This window comes from Janthinobacterium sp. GW458P (assembly GCF_002127585.1).
Classification (GTDB): domain Bacteria; phylum Pseudomonadota; class Gammaproteobacteria; order Burkholderiales; family Burkholderiaceae_D; genus Janthinobacterium.
In genome coordinates this window covers 35,782-55,515 of sequence record NZ_NEGZ01000022.1, presented here as the reverse complement: position 1 = coordinate 55,515, position 19,734 = coordinate 35,782, and the positions used below count along the sequence as shown (strand labels likewise).

Sequence of the window (19,734 nt, the reverse complement as noted above, 5' to 3'; positions counted from 1 at the left end):
AACGAAAATGCTATCCTACGACTTGCTGCCGTAGTGTCGACCATAATGTCGGCATTCATGTCGATATTATTAACAAACCGCTACAGAAACAACGGAGTTATTCATGGCTGATCCAAAGATGAAATTTTTAGTCGTTGACGATTTTTCGACGATGCGCCGCATTGTCCGGAATCTGTTGAAGGAACTGGGTTATGCCAACGTCGATGAGGCGGAAGACGGCGTGATGGGCCTGGCCAAGCTGCGCGCGGAATCGTTCGATTTCGTCGTGTCGGACTGGAACATGCCGAATATGGATGGCCTGACGATGCTGCAGCATATCCGCGCCGATCCCGCGCTGGCCAAGCTGCCCGTGCTGATGGTTACGGCTGAAGCGAAGAAGGAAAACATCATTGCCGCCGCGCAAGCGGGCGCCAGCGGTTATGTTGTCAAGCCGTTCACGGCCGCGACCCTCGATGAAAAGCTGAACAAGATTTTCGAGAAGCTGGAAAAAGCCGGCGCCTGATCACGGCTTGATACCGATCAAGAAAAACGCTGCCCGTGCAAACCGGCAGCGTTTTTTTCGTTGGCCTGCAACTGGCTTACACCAGGCCGCCATTCGCGCGCAGGGTCTGGCCATTGATCCAGCGGCCATCGGGGCCGGCCAGGAAGGCCACGGCGGCGGCGATGTCGTCGGGCGTGCCCAGGCGTTCCAGTGGCGCCATCTTGCTCATGCGCTCTATCGTTTCGCCTGATTTTCCGTTCAAAAACAGGGCCGTGGCCGTGGGGCCGGGGGCGACGGCGTTGACGGTGATGTTTTTGCCGCGTAGTTCCCTGGCGAAGATATTCGTCATCGTCTCGATGGCCGCCTTGCTGGCGCCGTAGACGGAGTAACCTGGCAGGGCCAGGCCTATCACACTCGTCGAGAAATTGACCACGCTGCCGCCGTGGCGCAGGCGCCTCGCCGCCTGGCGCATGGTATTGAAGCTGCCCTTCACATTGATGGCGAACAGCCTGTCGAAGGCGGCGTCGTCCGTGTCGGCCAGGCTGGGCAGCTCGGGCGGCAGGACGCCGGCGTTATTGACGAGCACGTCGACGCCGCCAAAGGCCGCTTCGGCCGCGTCGAACAGGGCTTGCACGTCTGCCGCATCGGCCACGTCGGCCCTCACCGCAATGGCAGCGCCGCCATCGCCGACGATGGCCGCCGCCAGCTGCTCCGCTGCCGCCTTGCCGCTGGCATAGTTGACGACGACCTGCATGCCGTCGCGCGCCAGACGGCGGGCAACGGCGGCGCCGATGCCGCACGAGGCGCCCGTGACGATGGCGACGCGCGATGGGGGGACTGCTGTATTCATGGCGTTTCTCCTGTAGTGACCGGAAGCCCGCGGTGTTGCCGACGAGCCAGTACAGGCATTCTGGTCTTTATCTTTGACTGGATAAAGATGGCGCTATTGCTTTGATTGTGCAAGTTAAATCAATAATGATGTCGGCGCGCGTTCGCGTCGCACGACGCCGCTGCCATGCCGGCGGCCGAGGATGTATTCCGCACGGCTATTGCGCGATTGCAAGCCATGGAAACGAATTGCGCAAAGGAATGAAATATTTCCTAAAGTTAACTTTACACGTCAACTGATTTGGCCCATGATCGCTGCACCATTCGACCTTTGTCCCCGACCCCGACAAGAAGGAGCGCAGCATGCGCCGAACATCCGTTTTAGTGTTAGCCCTGAGCACGGCCTTGCTGGCGGCCTGCGGCGCCAGTATCGAGCAGGCCATCGCACCGGCAGCCGTTTCGACCGCGTTCGTGGAGGCACAGCCGCCTGAGACGCCGCCGGCGCCAGTACACCTGGCCGTCGAGGGCGATGGCCGGCATGCGTATCTGCACCGCGTCGGCGGCAGTGATTATGTTTCCCTGAGCCAGGAAAATGCGCCAGGTGATGTGGCGCCCCTGAAGGCAGCGCAGCGCGATGGGCACGCCATCCGCCTGCTGGCGGCGGACCCGGCCCAGGCGCGCGCGATGCTGCGCAGCCTGAAGCTGCCGGCCAGCCAGCGCAAATTGTGGGCAGGCGAGGAAATCGTGCTCGATGCGGCCAGTTATGACATGCTGCAGGCTGCGCGCAGCAAGGGCAAGCCGCTGTTTGCAGAGCTCAGGCTGGTACGCCTGGAGAAGTAGGGGCGGCGGAGCCGGCCGGCCCCGCCGGCGTGCGGCGCTGTCAGATTTCCAGGTTGTCGATCAAGCGCGTCTGGCCCAGCCTGGCGGCGGCCAGCACCACCAGCGGTTCGCCAGCGGCCAGTTCGGCAGCGCTTGGCGCTTGCAGGTTGGCGCGCTTGCGCACGGCGATGTAATCGGACTTCCAGCCGCGTCCGTCCAGCAGCCGCATGGCGGCCTGTTCCAGCTCGCCCACGGCCAGGTTGCCCTTGCGCACTTCCTCGGCCACGAATGTGAGTCCCTTGAACAGTTCCGGCGCTTCCGCCCGTTCGCTTTCCGACAAGTACATATTGCGCGAGGACAAGGCCAGGCCATCGTCGGCCCGGTAGGTTTCTGCGGCGATGATTTCCGTCGGCAGCGCAAACTGGCGCGCCATGTTACGGATGATCATCAGCTGCTGGTAATCCTTCTTGCCGAACACGGCCACTCGCGGGCCCACGCACGAGAACAGCTTGGTGACGACCGTGCACACGCCTTCGAAGAAGCCGGGGCGGAATTCCCCTTCCAGGGTATTGCCCAGGTCATCGGGCGGACGCACGCGGTATTCCTGCGGTTCCGGATACAGTTCCTTTTCCGTCGGCGCGAACAGCACATACACGCCTTCCTTCTCCAGCTTGGCAATATCGGCGGCCATGGTGCGTGGATATTTTTCAAAGTCTTCGTTCGGGCCGAATTGCAGGCGGTTGACGAAGATCGAGGCGACGACGGGGTCGCCGTGCTTGCGCGCCAGGCGCATCAGCGACAGATGGCCTTCATGCAGGTTGCCCATGGTGGGGACGAACGCCGTGCGCAGCTGTCCGCTGAGCTGGTCGCGCAATTCTTCGATGTCGGAAATAATTTTCATGGATTGCTTTCGCTAAAACCCCGTTGTACGGTGGTCAGTGACAAAGGGAAGGGGTCAGGCGGGCGAATACGCCAGCCGGACGTAGATGGGGGCAAACGGTTCTGCCTGCGTGATTTCGATCAGGGTTTCCTTGGCCAGTTCCAGCAGGGCCACGAAGTTAACCACCACCACGGGCACGCCGCCGGCAATGTCGAACAGCTCGCTGAATTCGACGAAGCGCGACGATTGCAGATGGCGCAGGATGCTCGACATGTGCTCGCGCACGGACAGTTCCTGGCGGCTGATGCGGTGATGCTGGGTCAGCTTGGCGCGCTTCAGCACGTCGAGCCATGCCTGCTGCAAGTCCACCGGCTCCACGTCGGGCCAGGTGGGCGTCAGGCTTTGCTCGATGAAGATCTGCGTGCGCACGAAATCGCGCTCGAACTGCGGGATGGCGTTCAGGTCGTAGGCGGCCAGCTTGATCTGCTCGTACTCGAGCAGGCGGCGCACCAGTTCGGCACGGGGGTCGCCGCCGTCTTCCTCGACGTCGCTCTTGCGCGATGGCAAGAGCATGCGTGACTTGATCTCGATCAACATGGCGGCCATCAACAGGTACTCGGCGGCCAGTTCCAGGTTGCGCACGCGGATCTGGTCCACGTATTTCAGATATTGCAGGGTGACCTGCGCCATCGGGATATCGAGAATGTTGAAGTTTTGCTTGCGGATCAGGTAGAGCAGCAAGTCGAGCGGGCCTTCGAAGGCTTCGAGGAAGATTTCCAGCGCGTCCGGCGGAATGTACAAATCGGTCGGCATGCGCATCATCGGCTCGCCGTACAGGCGGGCGATGCCCAGCGGGTCGGCGGCGGGCGCCGCGTCCGTGACCGCTGTTGCAGATGCTGCAGGGTCGCCGCCGCCGTCGCCGCCAGCGACGGGTTCGGGCAACTCGATGACCGCGTTCACGTCCTGGGCGTCTTGCCCCGGCGTGCCCGCCGACTCTTCAGGCAACATCGTGCCGGTTCCAGGTCTTAGTTCTTGTTCTGGTAAACGTAGGCCTGCTGCTTGACGGCCGACGCCATCTGGCGTTCCTGCTCATCGATGCTGACGGGTGGCTTGTCCCACAGCAGGGCGCGGCCCGCTTGCTGGCCCGCTTCCATGCCAGGATTCTTGGCCTTCAGTTCGGCGATGAACAAGGTGTGGTCGGATACGTAGTTGTTGTGTTTTGCAGGCAGTTTCATATTCTCTTCTGAGTGTCTTATAAGTAAGGTCAGCCGGCCGTATTTTACCGCGCCGGGCGAGCTGGCGGGTTGTTGTATGGACAAGCCAGGGGCAAAAATGCTAAAAATCAATACCTTAGCAGGCGGCGCATCACCATAGGCGCCGGTTCGGCGGGGTTGGCGTGCGAATATTCCAGTTCCTCGGCCAGGTCGAATTCGAAGGCCGCGTAAAAATCGATCAGCTTGCGCTGGTCGCGCCGCACGGCCAGGCGCAATTCCTCGGCCTGGCACGACAGGCCGTGATGAATGATGGCTTCGAGCAAGTGCTGCGAGATGTGGCTGCCCCGGTAGGCGGGCAGCACGCCCATGCGCGAAATCTTCCAGATGGCGGGATCGCTGTCGAGCGGCATCCAGCGCAGCGAGCCGGCCGGCACGTCGTCGACCAGCAGCACGAAGCCGCCGCCGTGGCGCAGTTGCTCCGCCACTTGCTCGGCCGTCTCGTGGTGTCCGCTGGAGGAAGGAGCCACCTTGCCGGCCCACGCGGCGCGGGTCAGCTCGGCAATCAGTTGTGCATCGGCATTCGTTGCTTCGCGCACCACGATATTCATCATCGGTCCTTGTCGTCCTTAGCGGATGCGCATGCCAGGTTCGGCGCCCGGCCACGGGTTCAGGATGTAGATGCCCGGATTGGCCTTCTCGTCGGCGGCGGAGGCGGCCATGACCATGCCTTCCGAAATGCCGAACTTCATCTTGCGCGGCGCCAAATTGGCCACCAGCACCGTCAGCTTGCCGATCAGCTCTTCCGGCTGGTAAGCCGAACGGATGCCCGAGAACACGTTGCGCAAACGGCCTTCGCCCGCGTCCAGCGTCAGGCGCAGCAGCTTGTCGGAGCCGTCGACCAGCTCGCAGTTGACGATTTTCGCGATGCGCAAGTCGACCTTGAGGAAATCGTCGATCTTGATTTCCGGCGCCAGTTCCTCGATGGCGGAGGCTGGGGCGGCCACGGCGGCGTCGCTTGCGGCGTCGATGGCGGGCGCGGCAGCTGCCGCTTGCGGCGCGTCAAACAACGCTTCGATCATCTTTGCATCCATGCGCGTCATCAAATGGTTGTAGGTGCCGATGGTGCGGCCCAGCATGCTGGCCGAGACGGCGTCCGCTTGCGTATCGGCCCAGGTAAATTGTTCGTCGTTGAGGAAGCTGGCCACGTTCTTCGCCACGCCCGGCAATACCGGCGACAGCAAGATGGTCAGCTGGCGGAACAGGATCAGGGCCGTGGTGCACACGTCGTGCAGCTCGGCCGTTTTGTCCGCATCCTTGGCCAGGATCCACGGCTTGTTTTCATCGACATACTGGTTGGTGATGTCGGCAATTTCCATGATCTCGCGCAAGGCCTTGCCGAATTCGCGATTTTCGTAGTGGGCCGCGATGCTGGCCTGGCGTTCCTTGCTCAGGACCTCGTCGCCGGACGGCACCTTGTACGTGAGCGCGCGCCAGATATAGCCCTGCGCCGTCGACGACAGGGTAGTGGCCAGCTTGCCGTCGAACTTCTTGGCGATGAAACCGGCGCAGCGGCTGGCGATGTTCACGTACTTGCCGATCAGGTCGCTGTTCACGCGGGCGACAAAATCTTCGCCGTTGAAGTCCAGGTCTTCCACTTTCGAGTTCAGCTTGAAGGCGATGTAGTAGCGCAGCCATTCCGGGTTCATGCCCAGGTCCAGGTAGCGCAGCGGCGAGATGCCGGTGCCGCGCGACTTCGACATCTTTTCGTTATTAACCGTCAGGAAGCCGTGGACATTGACTTTCAGTTTGTCGATCACCGGGTGATTGGCAAATTTCAGCATGGCAGGCCAGAACAGCAGGTGGAAGGAAACGATGTCCTTGCCGATGAAATGGATCTGTTCCGTCGTCGGGTCGTTCAGGAAGGCGTCGAAATCGATGCCTTTCTTGTCGCAATAGTTTTTCAGGCTGGCCAGGTAGCCGACGGGCGCGTCCATCCACACATAGAAGAACTTGCCCGGCGCATCGGGAATTGGGATGCCGAAGTAGGGCGCGTCGCGCGAGATATCCCAGTCGGCCAGCTTTTCGCCCGCCTCGCCCAGCCATTCGCTGACCTTGTTGACCATTTCCGGCTGCAAGCGGCCTGGCGTGTTCAGCCAGCTTTTCAGGAATTCGAAGCAGCGCGGGTCGGACAGCTTGAAGAAATACTGTTCCGACGGCTTCATCACGGGCGTCGCGTTGGTGAAGACCGAGAACGGGTTGACCAGGTCGGTCGGCTGGTAGGCGGCGCCGCATACTTCGCAATTGTCGCCGTACTGGTTCTTGGCGCCGCATTTCGGGCATTCGCCCTTGATGTTGCGGTCGGCCAGGAACATGCCTTTGACCGGGTCGAAGAAGCGGTCGACGGTTTTCGTGACGATCAGGCCCGTATCGCGCAGCTTGCGGTAGATCGATTGCGACAGATCAACGTTCTCCGGCGAATCGGTCGAATACCAGTTGTCGAAGGCGATGTGGAAGCCATCGAGGTACTGGGCGCGGCCGGCGGCGATATTGGCGACGAATTGCTGCGGCGTAATGCCTTCCTTTTCGGCGGCGATCATGATGGGCGTGCCATGCGTATCGTCGGCGCCCACAAAGTGCACTTCACGGCCGGCCGCGCCATCGCGTTGCATTCGCTGGAACCGGACCCAGATATCAGCCTGGATGTATTCCATGATGTGGCCAATGTGAAAAGCGGCGTTTGCGTAAGGCAGGGCAGTGGTGACGAACAGCTTGCGAGTCATGATTGATGCACTTTTGGGATGGATAATAGGACATTTTAACAGCGGAAAGGCAATATGAGCAGATGCAGCGCCGGCAAGTGATGCTTTTGCCGCCATCGCACCATGCAAATTTGCGCTAGACTGCGCGTATTGCACATATGTAGTACACACGGAGATTTACATGAGCATCACAGTAGAAGACGTCAAGGCCGCGCTGGCCCAGGTTATTGATCCAAATACACATAAAGATTTCGTTTCCAGCAAAACCGTCAAGAATCTGAAGGTCGATGGCGCCGATATTTCGCTCGACATCGAGCTGGGCTACCCCGCCAAGAGCCAGATCGACCTGATCCGCAAGTCCGTGCTGGCCGCGCTGCGCGTGCTGCCGGGCGTGGGCAACGTCAGCGTGGGCGTGTCGTCGAAAATCATTTCGCACACGGTGCAGCGCGGCTTGAAGCCGATGAGCAACGTGAAAAACATCATTGCCGTCGCTTCCGGCAAGGGCGGTGTTGGCAAATCGACCACGGCCGTCAACCTGGCCCTGGCCCTGGCGGCCGAAGGCGCCACCGTCGGCATGCTCGACGCCGACATCTATGGCCCGTCGCAACCGATGATGCTGGGCATCAGCGGCCAGCCGAAGACCCTGGACGGCAAGAGCATGGAGCCGATGGAAAACCACGGCCTGCAAGTGTCGTCGATCGGCTTCATGATCGATCCGGACGAGCCGATGGTGTGGCGCGGCCCCATGGTCACGCAAGCCTTGCAGCAGCTGCTGGACCAGACCAACTGGCGCGACCTCGATTATCTGATCGTCGACATGCCGCCAGGCACGGGCGACATCCAGCTGACCCTGTCGCAGAAAGTGCCCGTCACGGGCGCCGTCATCGTCACGACGCCGCAGGACATCGCGCTGCTCGACGCGCGCAAGGGTTTGAAAATGTTCGAGAAAGTCGGCATCCCGATCCTCGGCGTGGTGGAAAACATGAGCACGCACATCTGCTCGAACTGCGGTCATGCGGAAGAAATCTTCGGCGCCGGCGGCGGCGCGAAGATGTGCGCGGACTTCGGCGTGGAATTCCTCGGCGCCTTGCCGCTGACCATGGCGATTCGCCAGCAGACGGATTCCGGCACGCCGACCGTCGTGGCCGAGCCGGAAGGCCCCGTCGCCGTGATCTACAAGCAGATCGCCCGCACCATCGCCATCAAGGTGGCGGAAAAGGCGAAGGATATGACAAGTAAATTCCCGTCGATCGTCATCAAGAACGACTAGTGGCTGGGCGGCCTTGCAAATCTGGTTTTCAAGGCCGCCGTGGTGTTGTTGGATTTATATAATCTTCCCCGGCGCCACGACCGCCAGGAATATGGTTTCATGCAGTCCGTGTTGTTATTAAACAAGAGGAGACATCATGCAATTGACTACCGTATTCCTGCGCCAGGCCGCAGTCCTGGTTGCCGGCAGCCTGCTGGCCGCCAGCGCCTTTGCCCAATCCGTGTCATTCGTCGAGCCTGTTGACGGCGCGACGGTGACCAGCCCGTTCAAAGTGAAATTTGCCGTCAGCGGCATGGACGTCAAGCCGGCCGGCGACATGACGGCCAAGACGGGCCACCATCATCTGCTCATCGATACGGGGCCGATGAAGGCGGGCGAGATGATCCCCATGGATGACAAGCATTTGCATTTCGGTAAAGGACAGACGGAAACGGACGTCACCTTGCCGCCGGGCCAGTACACCCTCACCATGCAGTTCGCCAATGGCGCGCACCAGTCGTATGGGCCGGAGTTGAGCAAAAGCATCAAAGTGACGGTCAAGTAAGCGCCAGTCCGTTTCAGCGCACCTCGCAAGAGCCGGCTTCCTGCAGGAGTCCGGCTTTTTTCATAACATTGCCTATTGTCATTAATGCGTCATATAGTCTGTGTATGCTGCCGGGCGGCCAGTCTTATGGCCTCCCGATGGCATTCCTATAATGTGTACTGATAAACGAGCGGATATGACGAAACATTTCTCCCTTTCCCGGCAACTGGCGCAGGCGCTGCTGCTGGCCGCTGGCGTGGCGGCGTGCCAGGCGCATGCGGCCAAGGCGCTTCCCGCGACTGCGGCGCAGCCGAAGCTGGTCGTGGTGCTGGTGGTCGACGGCTTGCCGCAAGAGCAGGTAACGCGCTACCGCGACCAGTTCGGCCAGGGCGGCTTGCGCCGCCTGCTGGAGCAGGGCGCGTGGTTCAGCGATGCGCACCAGGCGCATGGCATCACGGTCACCGCCATCGGCCACTCGGCCGTGCTGTCGGGCGCCTACCCGTACCAGCATGGCGTGATCGGCAATAACTGGATCGATCCCGTCACGAAGAAATCCGTGTACTGCACCGAGGATGGCAATTTCCACTACATCGGCGAAGAGACGCAACCGGACGACGGCACGGCGCCGACGAAACTGCGCGTGAGCACCCTGGGCGACGAACTGCGTTACGCCACGGGCGACAAGGCCAAGGTCGTCACCGTGTCGGGCAAGGACCGCGGCGCCATCCTGCTGGCCGGGAAAACGGGCACGGCCTATATGTACATGGAAAAGACGGGCAATTTCGCCAGCAGCACATACTATATGCAGCAGCACCCGCAATGGGTGCAGCGCTACCAGGCGGCCAAACCGCAGGACCGCTATTACGGCAAGAGCTGGACGCCGCTGCTTGCCGATGCTGCCTATGCGCGCGACGCCCGTGATGATCTGGTGGCGGCCAAGCCAGGCACGCGCAACACCTTCCCCTTCGCCTATTACAGCGACAGCGGCAAGCTTGATGGCGAGTATTACAGCCGCTTGAAGTCCGGTCCCTTCCTCGATGAACTGACCCTGGAATTTGCCCGTGCCGCCGTCGATGGCGAAAACCTGGGCCGCAATCCGGCCGGCGTGCCCGATATCCTCGGCGTGAGCCTGTCTGCGCACGACTACGTGAACCATGCCTACGGCCCGGAAAGCAGGATGTCGCACGACCATCTGCAGCGCCTGGACCGCATGCTGGCCGGCTTCTTTCTTGATCTCGATAAAAAAGTCGGCATGGACAATGTGCTGGTGGTGCTGACGGCCGACCATGGCTTTGCCAACGTGCCGGAATTTGCCGAAACGCGCGGCTTTTCCGCCAAACGCATCGACGGCGCCAAGCTGGTCGATGCCTTGAACCAGCACCTGGCAACCAGCCTGGGCATCGATAAACTGGTGACGGCGTCGTCGCTGCCGAATATCTATCTCGACTACGCGCTGGCGGAAAAGAGCGGCATCCATCGCGCCGCCCTGGAAGAGGCGGCGGCCCGCTTCCTGCTGCAGCAGGACGGCCTGGCGCAGGTCTACACGCGCACGCAGATGGAAACCGGCGCCGTGGCCACGCGCATGGACACCCTGATGCGCCGCGCCTGGAACCGCCAGCTGTCGGGCGACCTGATGCTGGTCACGAAGCCGGCCTGGTATTTCGGCAAGGGCAGCGGCGGCACCTCGCACGGCACGCCGTACACGTATGACACGAACGTGCCGCTGATGGTCTTCGGCCCCCGCTGGATCAAGCCGGGCGCGTATGGCGAATACGCGGAAGTGGTCGACATCGCGCCTACGCTCGCCCACCTGCTGCGTATCCGCCAGCCGTCGGCGTCGGAAGGGCGGATTTTGACGGAAGCGCTGCGCTAAGACGCGTTGGCGCCTGCTTGGGGGCAGACCCGGCGGGTCTGACCCCGGTAAATGTTACAGCAGCCAGTCGATCGGCAGCACCGACAAAATCGCCACGCCCATGCGCTTCCACATGCTGGCGCCCGGTTCCGTGTCGTAGCGTGTGGTCGTGCCGCTGGCATCGCGGGCCAGCCAGTACAGCGAACCGTCGGGGTTCAGCAGCACCTGGTAGGCGCGCTGCGGGATCGTCGTGCGCATGGCTTGCCCCAGCTGGCTTGCCAGCGCGGGGCTGTCGATGACAAGGCCCATTTCCGTGTTCAATTCGATGGAACGGGGGTCGAAATTGAACGAACCGACGAAGACGCGCCGGTCATCGACGGCAAAGGTTTTCGCATGCAGGCTCGATGCGGAGCTGCCGAAGCGGCCCGTTTGTTCGCGCGCGTCGCCGGCTTCCCACGAGCGGCGCGATTCATACAGCAGCACGCCCGCTTCCAGCAGCGGTTTGCGCCACTTCGCATAGCCCGCATGCACGGCCGCCACGTCGGTCGCTTCCAGCGCATTCGTCAGGATGCGCACGCCCACGCCTTTTTGTGCCAGGTCGGCAAAGGCTTGCGTGCCGGCCTTGCCGGGCACAAAATACGGCGACACCAGGTCTACTTCCTTTTGCGGCGCGCCCAGCAGGTCTTGCAGCTTGTCCGCCACGCCCGTGCCTGGCCGGGCCTTGTCCAGCACCTTGGCCGGGTCGTCGCTGACCATGCGCGTCCTGGCCCATTCGAAGGGCAGGGTGCGTTCCATCATCTGCTTGACGAAGGGCGAGGTGCGCAGCGCCTGCACGTATTCCTCTGCTGCCCTGGTGTCGTCGATGCGGTCCGCCTCGGCGGCGATGGTGGCCGCGTCGCCATCGACAGGGCTGGTCAGCAGCAGTGCGGCCGGGTAGGCCGAGGCGCTGTTCCAGTAGCGGTCGAATTCCTGCGACACCTCGCCGACGACAGGGCCGACGGCCAGCACGTCAAGGTCGGCGAACAGCACGTCGCCGGCCGCGCCAAAATATTCATCGCCCACGTTGCGCCCGCCAACGATGGTGGCCTGGTTATCGGCCGTGAACGATTTATTGTGCATGCGCCGGTTCAGGCGCGAAAAATCCGTGGCAAAGGCCAGCGCGCGCGGCGCGCGGGGCACGAAGGGATTGAACAGGCGGATTTCCAGATTCCGCTGCTTGCCCAGCATGGACAGGGTCTGGTCCAGGCCCGCCGTGTTGTTATCGTCAAGCAACAGGCGCACGCGCACGCCCCGTTCGGCCGCCTGGCGCAGGGCGTCGAACAGCAGGGTGCCGGTGATGTCCTTGTGCCAGATGTAGTACTGCACGTCCAGGCTGCGCTGGGCGGCGGCGGCCAGCAGCGCCCGCGCGGCAAACGCGTCGCGCCCGTCGGCCAGCGGATAGATGCCGGATACGCCCGGGTGCTGCGCCGCCAGCGGCGCGATGGCCGCGCCCAGCCGCGTGTCGGCCGTATCGGTGATGACGCTGGAGGCGCTGCGGCCCTCCAGCGAAGGCAGTGTAGCGCAGCCGGCAAGGATGGCGCAGAGCAGCAGGGGCAGCAGCCGGCTGGCGCTGCGGAAGGGGGGTACTTGGGCGGGCATGGCAAGCTTTCATCGAGTTGCCCCGATGTTAGCAGATGCGCATGCCCGCACAGGGCGCGGTGTTACAGTTGTTCCAGCGCGATCAACTCGGCAACCGTCTGGCGGCGGCGGATCAGTCGCGACGGGTGTTGCTCATCCGCGCCATCGACCAGGTATTCGGCCGCATGCGGGCGGCTGTTGTAGTTCGACGACATCGACGCGCCATACGCGCCCGCGCCTTCGAAGACCACATAGTCGCCCACCTGCGCTTCGGCTAGCTGCCGCGTTTCCACCACGCCGCCATCGCGCTGGGTAAACACATCGCCCGATTCGCACAGGGGGCCGCCGACCACGGTGGCGCGCTGGGCGTCCAGGGTGCGGCCGTCATGCGCGATCACCGACATTTCATGGTAGCTGCCGTACATGGCCGGGCGCATCAGTTCATTGAAGCCCGTATCGAGCAAGGTGAAGTGATTGCCGCCCATTTGCTTGGTGGCGCGCACTTCGGCCACCAGCAGGCCGGCGTCGGCCACGAGAAAGCGGCCCGGTTCGATTTCCAGGTGCACGCGATGGCCCAGGTGCGCCTCGATCTGCTTGCGCGCCGCATCCCACAGCTGGAAGTAGTGGTCCGTGTCGACCGGCTGCTCGCCTGCGCGGTAGGGCACGGACAGGCCGCCGCCCGTGGAAATGGCTTCCAGGTCGTGGCCCATGTTCTTGACCAGGTCGACCATGGTGCCGCAGACGGTTTCCAGGTGGCTGTAGTCGACGCCCGAGCCGATATGCATGTGCAGGCCCACCAGGTGCAGTCCATGCGCGCGGATGACGGCCAGCGCCTCCGGCAACTCCTCATGCCAGATGCCGTGCTTGCTGTTTTCGCCGCCCGTGTTGGTCTTGTTGCTGTGGCCATGGCCATAGCCGGGATTGATGCGCAGCCAGACGCGGTGGCCGGGCGATACGGGGCCCAGCTGGCGCAGCATGTCGACGGAGCCGCAATTGACCTCGATCTTCGCTTCCACCACGCGCGCCAGCGTGGCGCGGTCGAACAGGTCGCAGGTGAAGACCAGGCCGGCGGCGCCGTTCGTTTGCGCCGGCGCAAAGCCCGCCTGCAGCGCGCGCTCGATTTCGCCCAGCGAGACGGCGTCCACGTGCACGCCCGCTTCGCGCATCACGGCGAGCAGATGGATGTTCGAATTGGCCTTTTGTGCAAAGCGCACGGTGTCGAACTGCGCCAGCTGGGCTACGCGCGCGCGGATGGTGGCCGCGTCGTAGACCCACAGGGGCGTGCCGTGTTCCTGGGCGAGTTGGGCGAGGGTGGCGTCTGGCACTGGTTTCATGGTGGTTGTCTTTGTCATGTAATGAGGGGGCGGATAGCGCGGGCTAGGCCTGATAATCCGATTTACGTGCCGATCATGATGCGGGTTTTCTGTGTAAACATAAAATATCCAATTAAGCTGACCTTATTCATTTATGATATACCCATGACCATCTCCTTGCGCCATATCGAGGTTTTCCGCGCCATCATGACGACAGGCAGCGTGACGGGCGCCGCCGCCATGCTGCATACGTCGCAGCCCACCGTCAGCCGCGAGCTGGCGCGCCTCGAGCACTTGACGGGCTTGATCCTGTTCGAGCGCGAGCGGGGGCGGCTGCGCCCCACGGCCCAGGCGCTGCAGCTGTTCGAGGAAGTGCAGCGCGCGTATTTCGGCCTGGAGCGCATCGTCAGCACGGCGGCGGCCCTGCGCCAGTTCGACCAGGGGCAGCTGTCGATCGCCTGCCTGCCCGTGTTTTCCCAGTCGCTGCTGCCGCAGGCGTGCAAGCGCTTCGTCGCCGACTTTCCCAAGGTGAGCATCAGCATCACGCCGCAGGAGTCGCCGCTGCTGGAAGAGTGGCTGTCGGCGCAGCGCCACGATATCGGGCTGACGGAGGTGGGCAATGCGCCGCCCGGCACGGCGCTCGATCCCCTGATGTCCGTCGATGAGGTATGCGTGCTGCCGGACGGCCACCCGCTGTCCGGCAAGGCCGTGCTGGCGCCGACGGACTTCGCCGGCCAGTCTTTCATCAGCCTGGCCGCCGTCGACCCCTACCGCCAGCAGATCGACGCCATCTTCGCGCAGGCCGGCGTGGAGCGGCGCATGGCGCTCGACACGCACAGCGCCGCCTCCGTGTGCGCCATGGTGCGCGAAGGCGTTGGGCTGGCCATTGTCAATCCGCTCACGGCGCTCGATTTTGCGGGGCAGGGCTTGCAGATCCGCCGCTTTGCCGTGTCCCTGCCGTTCACCGTGAACGTCGTCAAGCCGCTGCACCGGCCCCTGTCTCAATTGGTCGCCCTGTTCGAGCAGGCGCTGCAGGCCCAGGCGGACGAGGTGAAAAGGCGCTTGCTGGCCCTATAAGGCAAACCCCAGCGCTCGTGGCGGGGTTTGCCTTTGGGGTTTGCTTAGGTAGTAAAATGGCGTTTTACTTATTCAGGCCTGATTACTTCGATGACCACAACCGCTACTCCCGTCCGCACCCGTTTCGCTCCCAGCCCGACCGGCTATCTGCACCTGGGCGGCGCCCGCACCGCTTTATACAGCTGGGCGTACGCCCGCCACTTCGGCGGCACCTTCGTGTTGCGCATCGAAGACACGGACGTGGAGCGTTCCACGCCGGAAGCCGTGCAAGCGATTATCGAAGGCATGCAGTGGCTGGGCCTGGACCACGACGAAGGCCCGTTCTATCAGATGGCCCGCATGGACCGCTACCGCGAAGTGGTGGCGCAGATGCTGACCGAGGGTACGGCCTACCATTGCTACTCGTCGCCGGAAGAAGTTGAAGCGATGCGCGAGCGCATGCGCGCCGCCGGCGAAAAGCCCCGCTACGACGGCACCTGGCGCCCGGAACCGGGCAAGACCCTGCCTGCCGTGCCGGCGGACCGCAAGCCCGTCGTGCGCTTCAAGAATCCGCTCGATGGCGACGTGACGTGGGATGACGTGGTCAAGGGCGCGATCACGATCTCGAACCGCGAACTGGACGACCTGGTGATCGCCCGCCCGGACGGCACGCCAACCTATAACTTCTGCGTCGCCGTCGACGACTGGGACATGGGCATCACCCATGTGCTGCGCGGCGATGACCACGTCAACAATACGCCGCGCCAGATCAACATCCTGCGCGCCATCGGCGCGCCGCTGCCGCTGTATGGTCACCTGCCGATGATTTTGGGTTCGGACGGCCAGAAGATGTCCAAGCGCCGCGACGCCGTCAGCGTGATGGATTATCCGGCACAGGGCTTCCTGCCTGAATCGATGCTGAACTACCTGGCGCGCCTGGGCTGGAGCCACGGCGACGATGAAGTGTTCTCGGTGGAACAGTTCTGCGAATGGTTCAACCTCGACCACCTGACCAAGTCGGCCGCGCAGTTCGACCTGGAAAAGCTCAAATGGCTCAATAACCAGTACATCAAGCAGGCCGACAACACCCGCCTGGCCGGCCTGGCCCGCCCGCAAATGATCGCCGCCGGCGCCGTCTTCGAAGGTGCGCCGGATCTGGCGCAAGTGCTGGGCATGATGAAAGAGCGCGCCAACACGGTCAATGAACTGGCTGACGCTTCGATGCTGTTCTTCCGCGAGCCGCAGCCGGAAGCGGAACTGGCAGCGCAGCACATCACGGATGCCATCAGGCCCGTGCTGGCGCAGTTTGCCGAGCGCATCGCCACGGTGGAGTGGAGCAAGGAAGCCGTGGCCGCCATGATCAAGGAAGTGCTGGCGGCCCACGCCATCAAGATGCCGCTGCTGGCCATGCCTTTGCGCCTGATTCTGACGGGCCAGCTGCAGACGCCGGCCATCGACCAGGTGGTGGTGATGTTCGGCCGCGACACCGTGCTGGCGCGCCTGGCAAAGTGGCTGTAATTGCCGCGCTGAATTGAGCGTGTAAATGCGGTGCAGAAACCGCCCCTATGAAAAGTTGCTCATAGACGAAAAAGGGTATTTGCAGAGTGAAACTTCTTTGCTATACTCTTGTTTCTGCACCAACGGGGGTATAGCTCAGCTGGGAGAGCGCTTGCATGGCATGCAAGAGGTCAGCGGTTCGATCCCGCTTACCTCCACCAGCAGCAAAATCGCAGTCAGGTTTTGTTAGTCGTTGAAGTGGTGCAGTAGTTGTTGGAAGTTCCGCGGTCCCCATCGTCTAGAGGCCTAGGACATCACCCTTTCACGGTGAGTACAGGGGTTCGAATCCCCTTGGGGACGCCAGGTAGTTGTGGTATAGTAGTGGCAGTTGTTTGTACTGATTGTTGTAAGTTCAGACCCGTAAAAAACGGAATCTGGATGGAAAGCAAGTAGTGGAACAAAGTCGCCAAGTGCGGCTTTTATTATTTCTGCGCCCGGGGGGTATAGCTCAGCTGGGAGAGCGCTTGCATGGCATGCAAGAGGTCAGCGGTTCGATCCCGCTTACCTCCACCAACAGCGCAGAAGTAAGGCAGCAAACTGCAGAAGCAAAAATGTAGCACCGAGGTCCCCATCGTCTAGAGGCCTAGGACATCACCCTTTCACGGTGAGTACAGGGGTTCGAATCCCCTTGGGGACGCCAGTTCAGTCTGGTGTTGTAGTAAGAAATAGCAGTGTTTCTGCGCCCGGGGGGTATAGCTCAGCTGGGAGAGCGCTTGCATGGCATGCAAGAGGTCAGCGGTTCGATCCCGCTTACCTCCACCAACAGCGCAGAAACGGGTAGGTAAAGCAGTAAATAAATCAAAGTCGCCTTGGGCGGCTTTTTTTATTTCCGGACTCTTTTCCGCCATACCCGACAGGGGAGTGTGGCGTAGGTCGGATTAGCGTAGCGTAATCCGACAGCACCATCTTCTGAAGCCAGCATCCGTATCCATGCCGCCTCCACCAACAGCGCATAAATCACATGATAATCAAAGTCGCCTCGAGCGGCTTTTTTTATTTCCGGGCCAATTTCGCCATACCCTTCGGCGAGCGTGGCCAAGCTATTAGCGCGCTGGCATGGCATGCAAGACGTCAGCGCTTGGCTCCCGCTGATGCCCATGCATGGGTTGCTGGAAGTCGAGGTGGCCAGCGGGCGGCGCATGGCCGGCCGTTATCAGCGTTCCGTTAGGCTGCCCAGCGGTCGCGATAGATCGGCGGTGAAGTCGACATATTGGGTGGAAAGCCCGCGTAGCTGGTCGAGCAGTGGACGGTTGTCTCCGCGCCGCCACTGAAAAGAATAGATTACCGGCGCTGGCATTTCGGCGGCGGCGAGCGGGAGCAGCAGACCCTGGTCAACCAGCTTTTGACTCCAGCCAGTGGGCAGTATGCCGATCCCGACAGAAGCAATCAGCATGCCGGCAATGGCCCCCCAATTATTGCAACTTATACGCTCAACGGCAGCGATACCGTGAGCCAGTAGCCAGTCATCAATCAGTCGCGTGGTGCCAGCTGAAGGCGGTAAGGCAACGATGGGCTGTCCAGCGTCAAGTAAATCGGCGGCGCCACGTAAGCCAGGCGGGTTGTCGGATATAGCCAGGGTTGGCGCGGCAAGCCAGATGAATTGTGCTTGGCTGACTGGTTGCGACAGGATGCCGTGGTGCGATGAGCGTCCGGCAATGATCGCAAAATCGAGCTCGCCCTTGGTGACACGGCTTTCCAGAACTGAACCCACGTCGACATAGGGTTCGAGCGTCAATTTGGGATGCAGTGCCCGGACTTGCGCAATGAACTGCGGTAGCCAGGTCAGCGCGCTGAGTTCGCCAACACCAAAGGCGCACCGGCCAACTAGCCCGGCAGAGGGGGCGAAGGCGGTACGTATTGCGGCGGCGTCATCGAGCAGCGCCAGCGCGCGTGGCAGCAATGCCTGGCCTGCATCGCTGAGTGCGGCGCGGTGGCCACTCCGGTCGAACAGATTGATGCCAAGCGCTTCCTCCAGTTCTGAAATGCGCTTGGAGAGAGACGATACGGACAAATGCAGGCGTTCGGCGGCAATCGCAAAGTTGGCGCAGGTGGCGGCCCAGTAGAACGCTTCGAGTTGCTTTAAAGTCATGGACATCACTTGTTCTCTTTTTTCGAAATTAATTGTACATAATTTTTCGCTTTTATCTAAATTGTGGTTGATCAAAAATGCTTGACAGGGCAAATCGCGTCGGTGCCAGGCGTTGGGCGGGCGGCATATGCAGGCCCTCGCCCTTCGCCAAAGTGATGCATGTAGCAGTGAAATGACGAGTTTGCTTTTTTTGAGAGGCGCAATGAACAAGAAGCGTTATGCAGTTATCGGCGGGGGGRTAAATGGCCTCGCAGTCGCACGTCAGTTATTGTTGGATTTTCCCGAAGCCACGGTGGTGCTGTTCGAAAAGGAGGCGAGTGTCGCCAGTCATCAGTCCAGCCACAATTCGGGTGTGGTCCATGCCGGTCTGTACTACGAGCCGGGGGGGCTCAAGGCACGACTTTGCAGGCGCGGGGGCGAATTGATTGGCAACTATTGCCGCGACAATGCGATCCCCTACGACGAGTGCGGCAAAGTTGTCGTCGCGCTACAAGAGGAAGAGTTGCCTCGCCTGGAGGCGATTTATCGGAAAGCGCAGGCCAACGGTGTGCCTGGCGTGCGGCTGATCGGCTCAAATGAGCTGCGCGAAATCGAGCCCAACTGCATCGGCCTGGGCGCCTTGCATTCACCGAAAACGGCGATTGTCAGTTACGGTCAAATTGCGGCCCGAATCGCCGATGAAATCAGGGAACGTGGCGGGCGCATTTGTCTGAATTCGCCGGTTGAGCGCCTGCTTGAGCAGGGCGGCGAAGTACGGGTCGAACTTGCAGACGGAGAGGTCTTCGATACGGTATTCGATCAGGCAATTGCCTGCGCGGGTTTGCAGTCAGATCGCCTGGCAGAGCGTTCGGGCGATCAGGACACGCCACGCATCGTACCGTTCTTCGGCCAGTATTACGTGATCGACGAGGCTTTCAAGTCGCATGTCAAAGGCTTGATCTACCCGGTGCCGGACCCGCGCTTTCCTTTCCTCGGGGTGCATTTCACAAAGCGTATCGACGGACAGATGACGATCGGCCCGAATGCTTTCATATCCTTCGGTCGCGAGAACTATGACGGCCGCAGCATGAACCTGGCCGACATCTTCAATTTTGCCAGCTACCCCGGCTTTTGGAAGTTTGCCGCCCGTAACCTGCCGGCGACGCTTCGGGAACTGAAGACGGTGGTCAGCGAGGCGAGCTTTGTCCGCGAGGCGGCGCGCTATGTGCCGACGCTTGCCTCGGTCGGTATTGTTCCGGCGGTTCGTGGGATCCGTGCCCAGGCAATGGAGGCCAATGGTGCGCTGGTTGACGATTTCGTGATTCGCCAACACGGCAACATTACCCACATCCGCAATGCACCGTCACCAGGGGCGACATCGTCGCTAGCCATTGCTGAATACATTGTGCGTGAAGTGATGAGGCGCTGAGTTTGCGTAGCGGACAACGTACGGTTGTCTGTCGCTCCCCAGCCAGCCCCAACTCGAACGCTCTAGGC

17 protein-coding genes and 5 tRNA genes are annotated in these 19,734 nt (G+C 61.7%); 13 read left to right on the top strand and 9 right to left on the bottom strand.

The annotated features are described in order from the left end of the window. Positions 1–103: 103 nt before the first annotated feature. A complete protein-coding gene (cheY, locus tag CBW50_RS14285) occupies positions 104–502 on the top strand; it encodes a chemotaxis response regulator CheY (RefSeq protein ID WP_026132837.1) in 399 nt (132 codons plus the stop codon). Positions 503–578: 76 nt separating this feature from the next. On the opposite strand, the gene CBW50_RS14280 is transcribed toward cheY, so the two are convergent. Beyond that, positions 579–1,331, bottom strand: coding sequence for a glucose 1-dehydrogenase (locus CBW50_RS14280; RefSeq protein WP_086146173.1), 753 nt, complete (start codon positions 1,329–1,331; stop codon positions 579–581). 341 nt (positions 1,332–1,672) lie between these two features. Between CBW50_RS14280 and CBW50_RS14275 the strand changes: the two genes are divergently transcribed. Further along, positions 1,673–2,149, top strand: coding sequence for a hypothetical protein (locus CBW50_RS14275; RefSeq protein WP_139842512.1), 477 nt, complete (start codon positions 1,673–1,675; stop codon positions 2,147–2,149). A gap of 40 nt (positions 2,150–2,189) precedes the next feature. Here CBW50_RS14275 and panC read toward each other — a convergent pair whose 3' ends face one another. The 5 genes from panC to metG all read right to left on the bottom strand — a co-directional run bounded on the left by panC (position 2,190) and on the right by metG (position 7,002). Next, positions 2,190–3,029 (bottom strand): pantoate--beta-alanine ligase, encoded by an 840-nt coding sequence (gene panC / locus CBW50_RS14270; protein WP_086146171.1) that lies wholly within the window; start codon positions 3,027–3,029, stop codon positions 2,190–2,192. 54 nt (positions 3,030–3,083) lie between these two features. After that, on the bottom strand, positions 3,084–4,016 hold the full coding sequence (locus CBW50_RS14265; RefSeq protein ID WP_086146170.1) for a ScpA family protein: 933 nt from the start codon (positions 4,014–4,016) through the stop codon (positions 3,084–3,086). Positions 4,017–4,033: 17 nt separating this feature from the next. Next, a complete protein-coding gene (locus CBW50_RS14260; protein ID WP_086146169.1) occupies positions 4,034–4,243 on the bottom strand; it encodes a DUF3460 family protein in 210 nt (69 codons plus the stop codon). 107 nt (positions 4,244–4,350) lie between these two features. Continuing rightward, entirely contained in the window at positions 4,351–4,830 is a 480-nt protein-coding gene (locus tag CBW50_RS14255) for a GNAT family N-acetyltransferase (RefSeq protein ID WP_086146208.1), read from the bottom strand. An 18-nt stretch (positions 4,831–4,848) separates the two neighbouring features. Next, positions 4,849–7,002 carry a methionine--tRNA ligase gene (metG, locus tag CBW50_RS14250; RefSeq protein ID WP_086146168.1) on the bottom strand — a complete coding sequence of 718 codons (2,154 nt, stop codon included), beginning with the start codon at positions 7,000–7,002 and terminating at the stop codon, positions 4,849–4,851. Between the two features lie 160 nt (positions 7,003–7,162). On the opposite strand from metG, the gene apbC reads away from it, so the two are divergent. From apbC to CBW50_RS14235, 3 genes are all read left to right on the top strand, one after another. Beyond that, a complete protein-coding gene (apbC, locus tag CBW50_RS14245) occupies positions 7,163–8,251 on the top strand; it encodes an iron-sulfur cluster carrier protein ApbC (protein ID WP_086146167.1) in 1,089 nt (362 codons plus the stop codon). Between the two features lie 136 nt (positions 8,252–8,387). After that, positions 8,388–8,795 carry a DUF4399 domain-containing protein gene (locus CBW50_RS14240; RefSeq protein WP_086146166.1) on the top strand — a complete coding sequence of 136 codons (408 nt, stop codon included), beginning with the start codon at positions 8,388–8,390 and terminating at the stop codon, positions 8,793–8,795. 175 nt (positions 8,796–8,970) lie between these two features. Further along, positions 8,971–10,647, top strand: a complete 1,677-nt coding sequence (locus CBW50_RS14235) for an alkaline phosphatase family protein (RefSeq protein ID WP_086146165.1) — start codon at positions 8,971–8,973, stop codon at positions 10,645–10,647. 54 nt (positions 10,648–10,701) lie between these two features. Here CBW50_RS14235 and CBW50_RS14230 read toward each other — a convergent pair whose 3' ends face one another. Together CBW50_RS14230 and lysA are read right to left on the bottom strand one after the other, a co-directional pair. Continuing rightward, positions 10,702–12,264, bottom strand: coding sequence for a phospholipase D family protein (locus CBW50_RS14230; protein ID WP_086146164.1), 1,563 nt, complete (start codon positions 12,262–12,264; stop codon positions 10,702–10,704). A 62-nt stretch (positions 12,265–12,326) separates the two neighbouring features. Continuing rightward, positions 12,327–13,577 (bottom strand): diaminopimelate decarboxylase, encoded by a 1,251-nt coding sequence (gene lysA, locus CBW50_RS14225; protein ID WP_086146163.1) that lies wholly within the window; start codon positions 13,575–13,577, stop codon positions 12,327–12,329. Positions 13,578–13,721: 144 nt separating this feature from the next. Between lysA and CBW50_RS14220 the strand changes: the two genes are divergently transcribed. From CBW50_RS14220 to CBW50_RS14190, 7 genes are all read left to right on the top strand, one after another. Then, positions 13,722–14,633, top strand: a complete 912-nt coding sequence (locus tag CBW50_RS14220; protein ID WP_086146162.1) for a LysR family transcriptional regulator — start codon at positions 13,722–13,724, stop codon at positions 14,631–14,633. 90 nt (positions 14,634–14,723) lie between these two features. Then, positions 14,724–16,130 carry a glutamate--tRNA ligase gene (gltX, locus tag CBW50_RS14215; RefSeq protein ID WP_086146161.1) on the top strand — a complete coding sequence of 469 codons (1,407 nt, stop codon included), beginning with the start codon at positions 14,724–14,726 and terminating at the stop codon, positions 16,128–16,130. A gap of 124 nt (positions 16,131–16,254) precedes the next feature. After that, positions 16,255–16,330: transfer RNA gene (locus CBW50_RS14210), tRNA-Ala, on the top strand. A gap of 66 nt (positions 16,331–16,396) precedes the next feature. Further along, positions 16,397–16,472 (top strand) — tRNA-Glu (locus CBW50_RS14205). 134 nt (positions 16,473–16,606) lie between these two features. After that, positions 16,607–16,682: transfer RNA gene (locus CBW50_RS14200), tRNA-Ala, on the top strand. A 51-nt stretch (positions 16,683–16,733) separates the two neighbouring features. After that, a tRNA-Glu gene (locus CBW50_RS14195) sits at positions 16,734–16,809 on the top strand. A 46-nt stretch (positions 16,810–16,855) separates the two neighbouring features. After that, positions 16,856–16,931 (top strand) — tRNA-Ala (locus CBW50_RS14190). A 391-nt stretch (positions 16,932–17,322) separates the two neighbouring features. On the opposite strand, the gene CBW50_RS14185 is transcribed toward CBW50_RS14190, so the two are convergent. Further along, positions 17,323–18,258: a LysR family transcriptional regulator gene (locus CBW50_RS14185; protein ID WP_086146207.1), complete on the bottom strand. Its 936-nt coding sequence runs from the start codon at positions 18,256–18,258 to the stop codon at positions 17,323–17,325. A 202-nt stretch (positions 18,259–18,460) separates the two neighbouring features. On the opposite strand from CBW50_RS14185, the gene lhgO reads away from it, so the two are divergent. After that, positions 18,461–19,666 (top strand): L-2-hydroxyglutarate oxidase, encoded by a 1,206-nt coding sequence (gene lhgO / locus CBW50_RS14180; RefSeq protein ID WP_086146160.1) that lies wholly within the window; start codon positions 18,461–18,463, stop codon positions 19,664–19,666. The last annotated feature ends 68 nt before the right edge of the window (positions 19,667–19,734 follow it).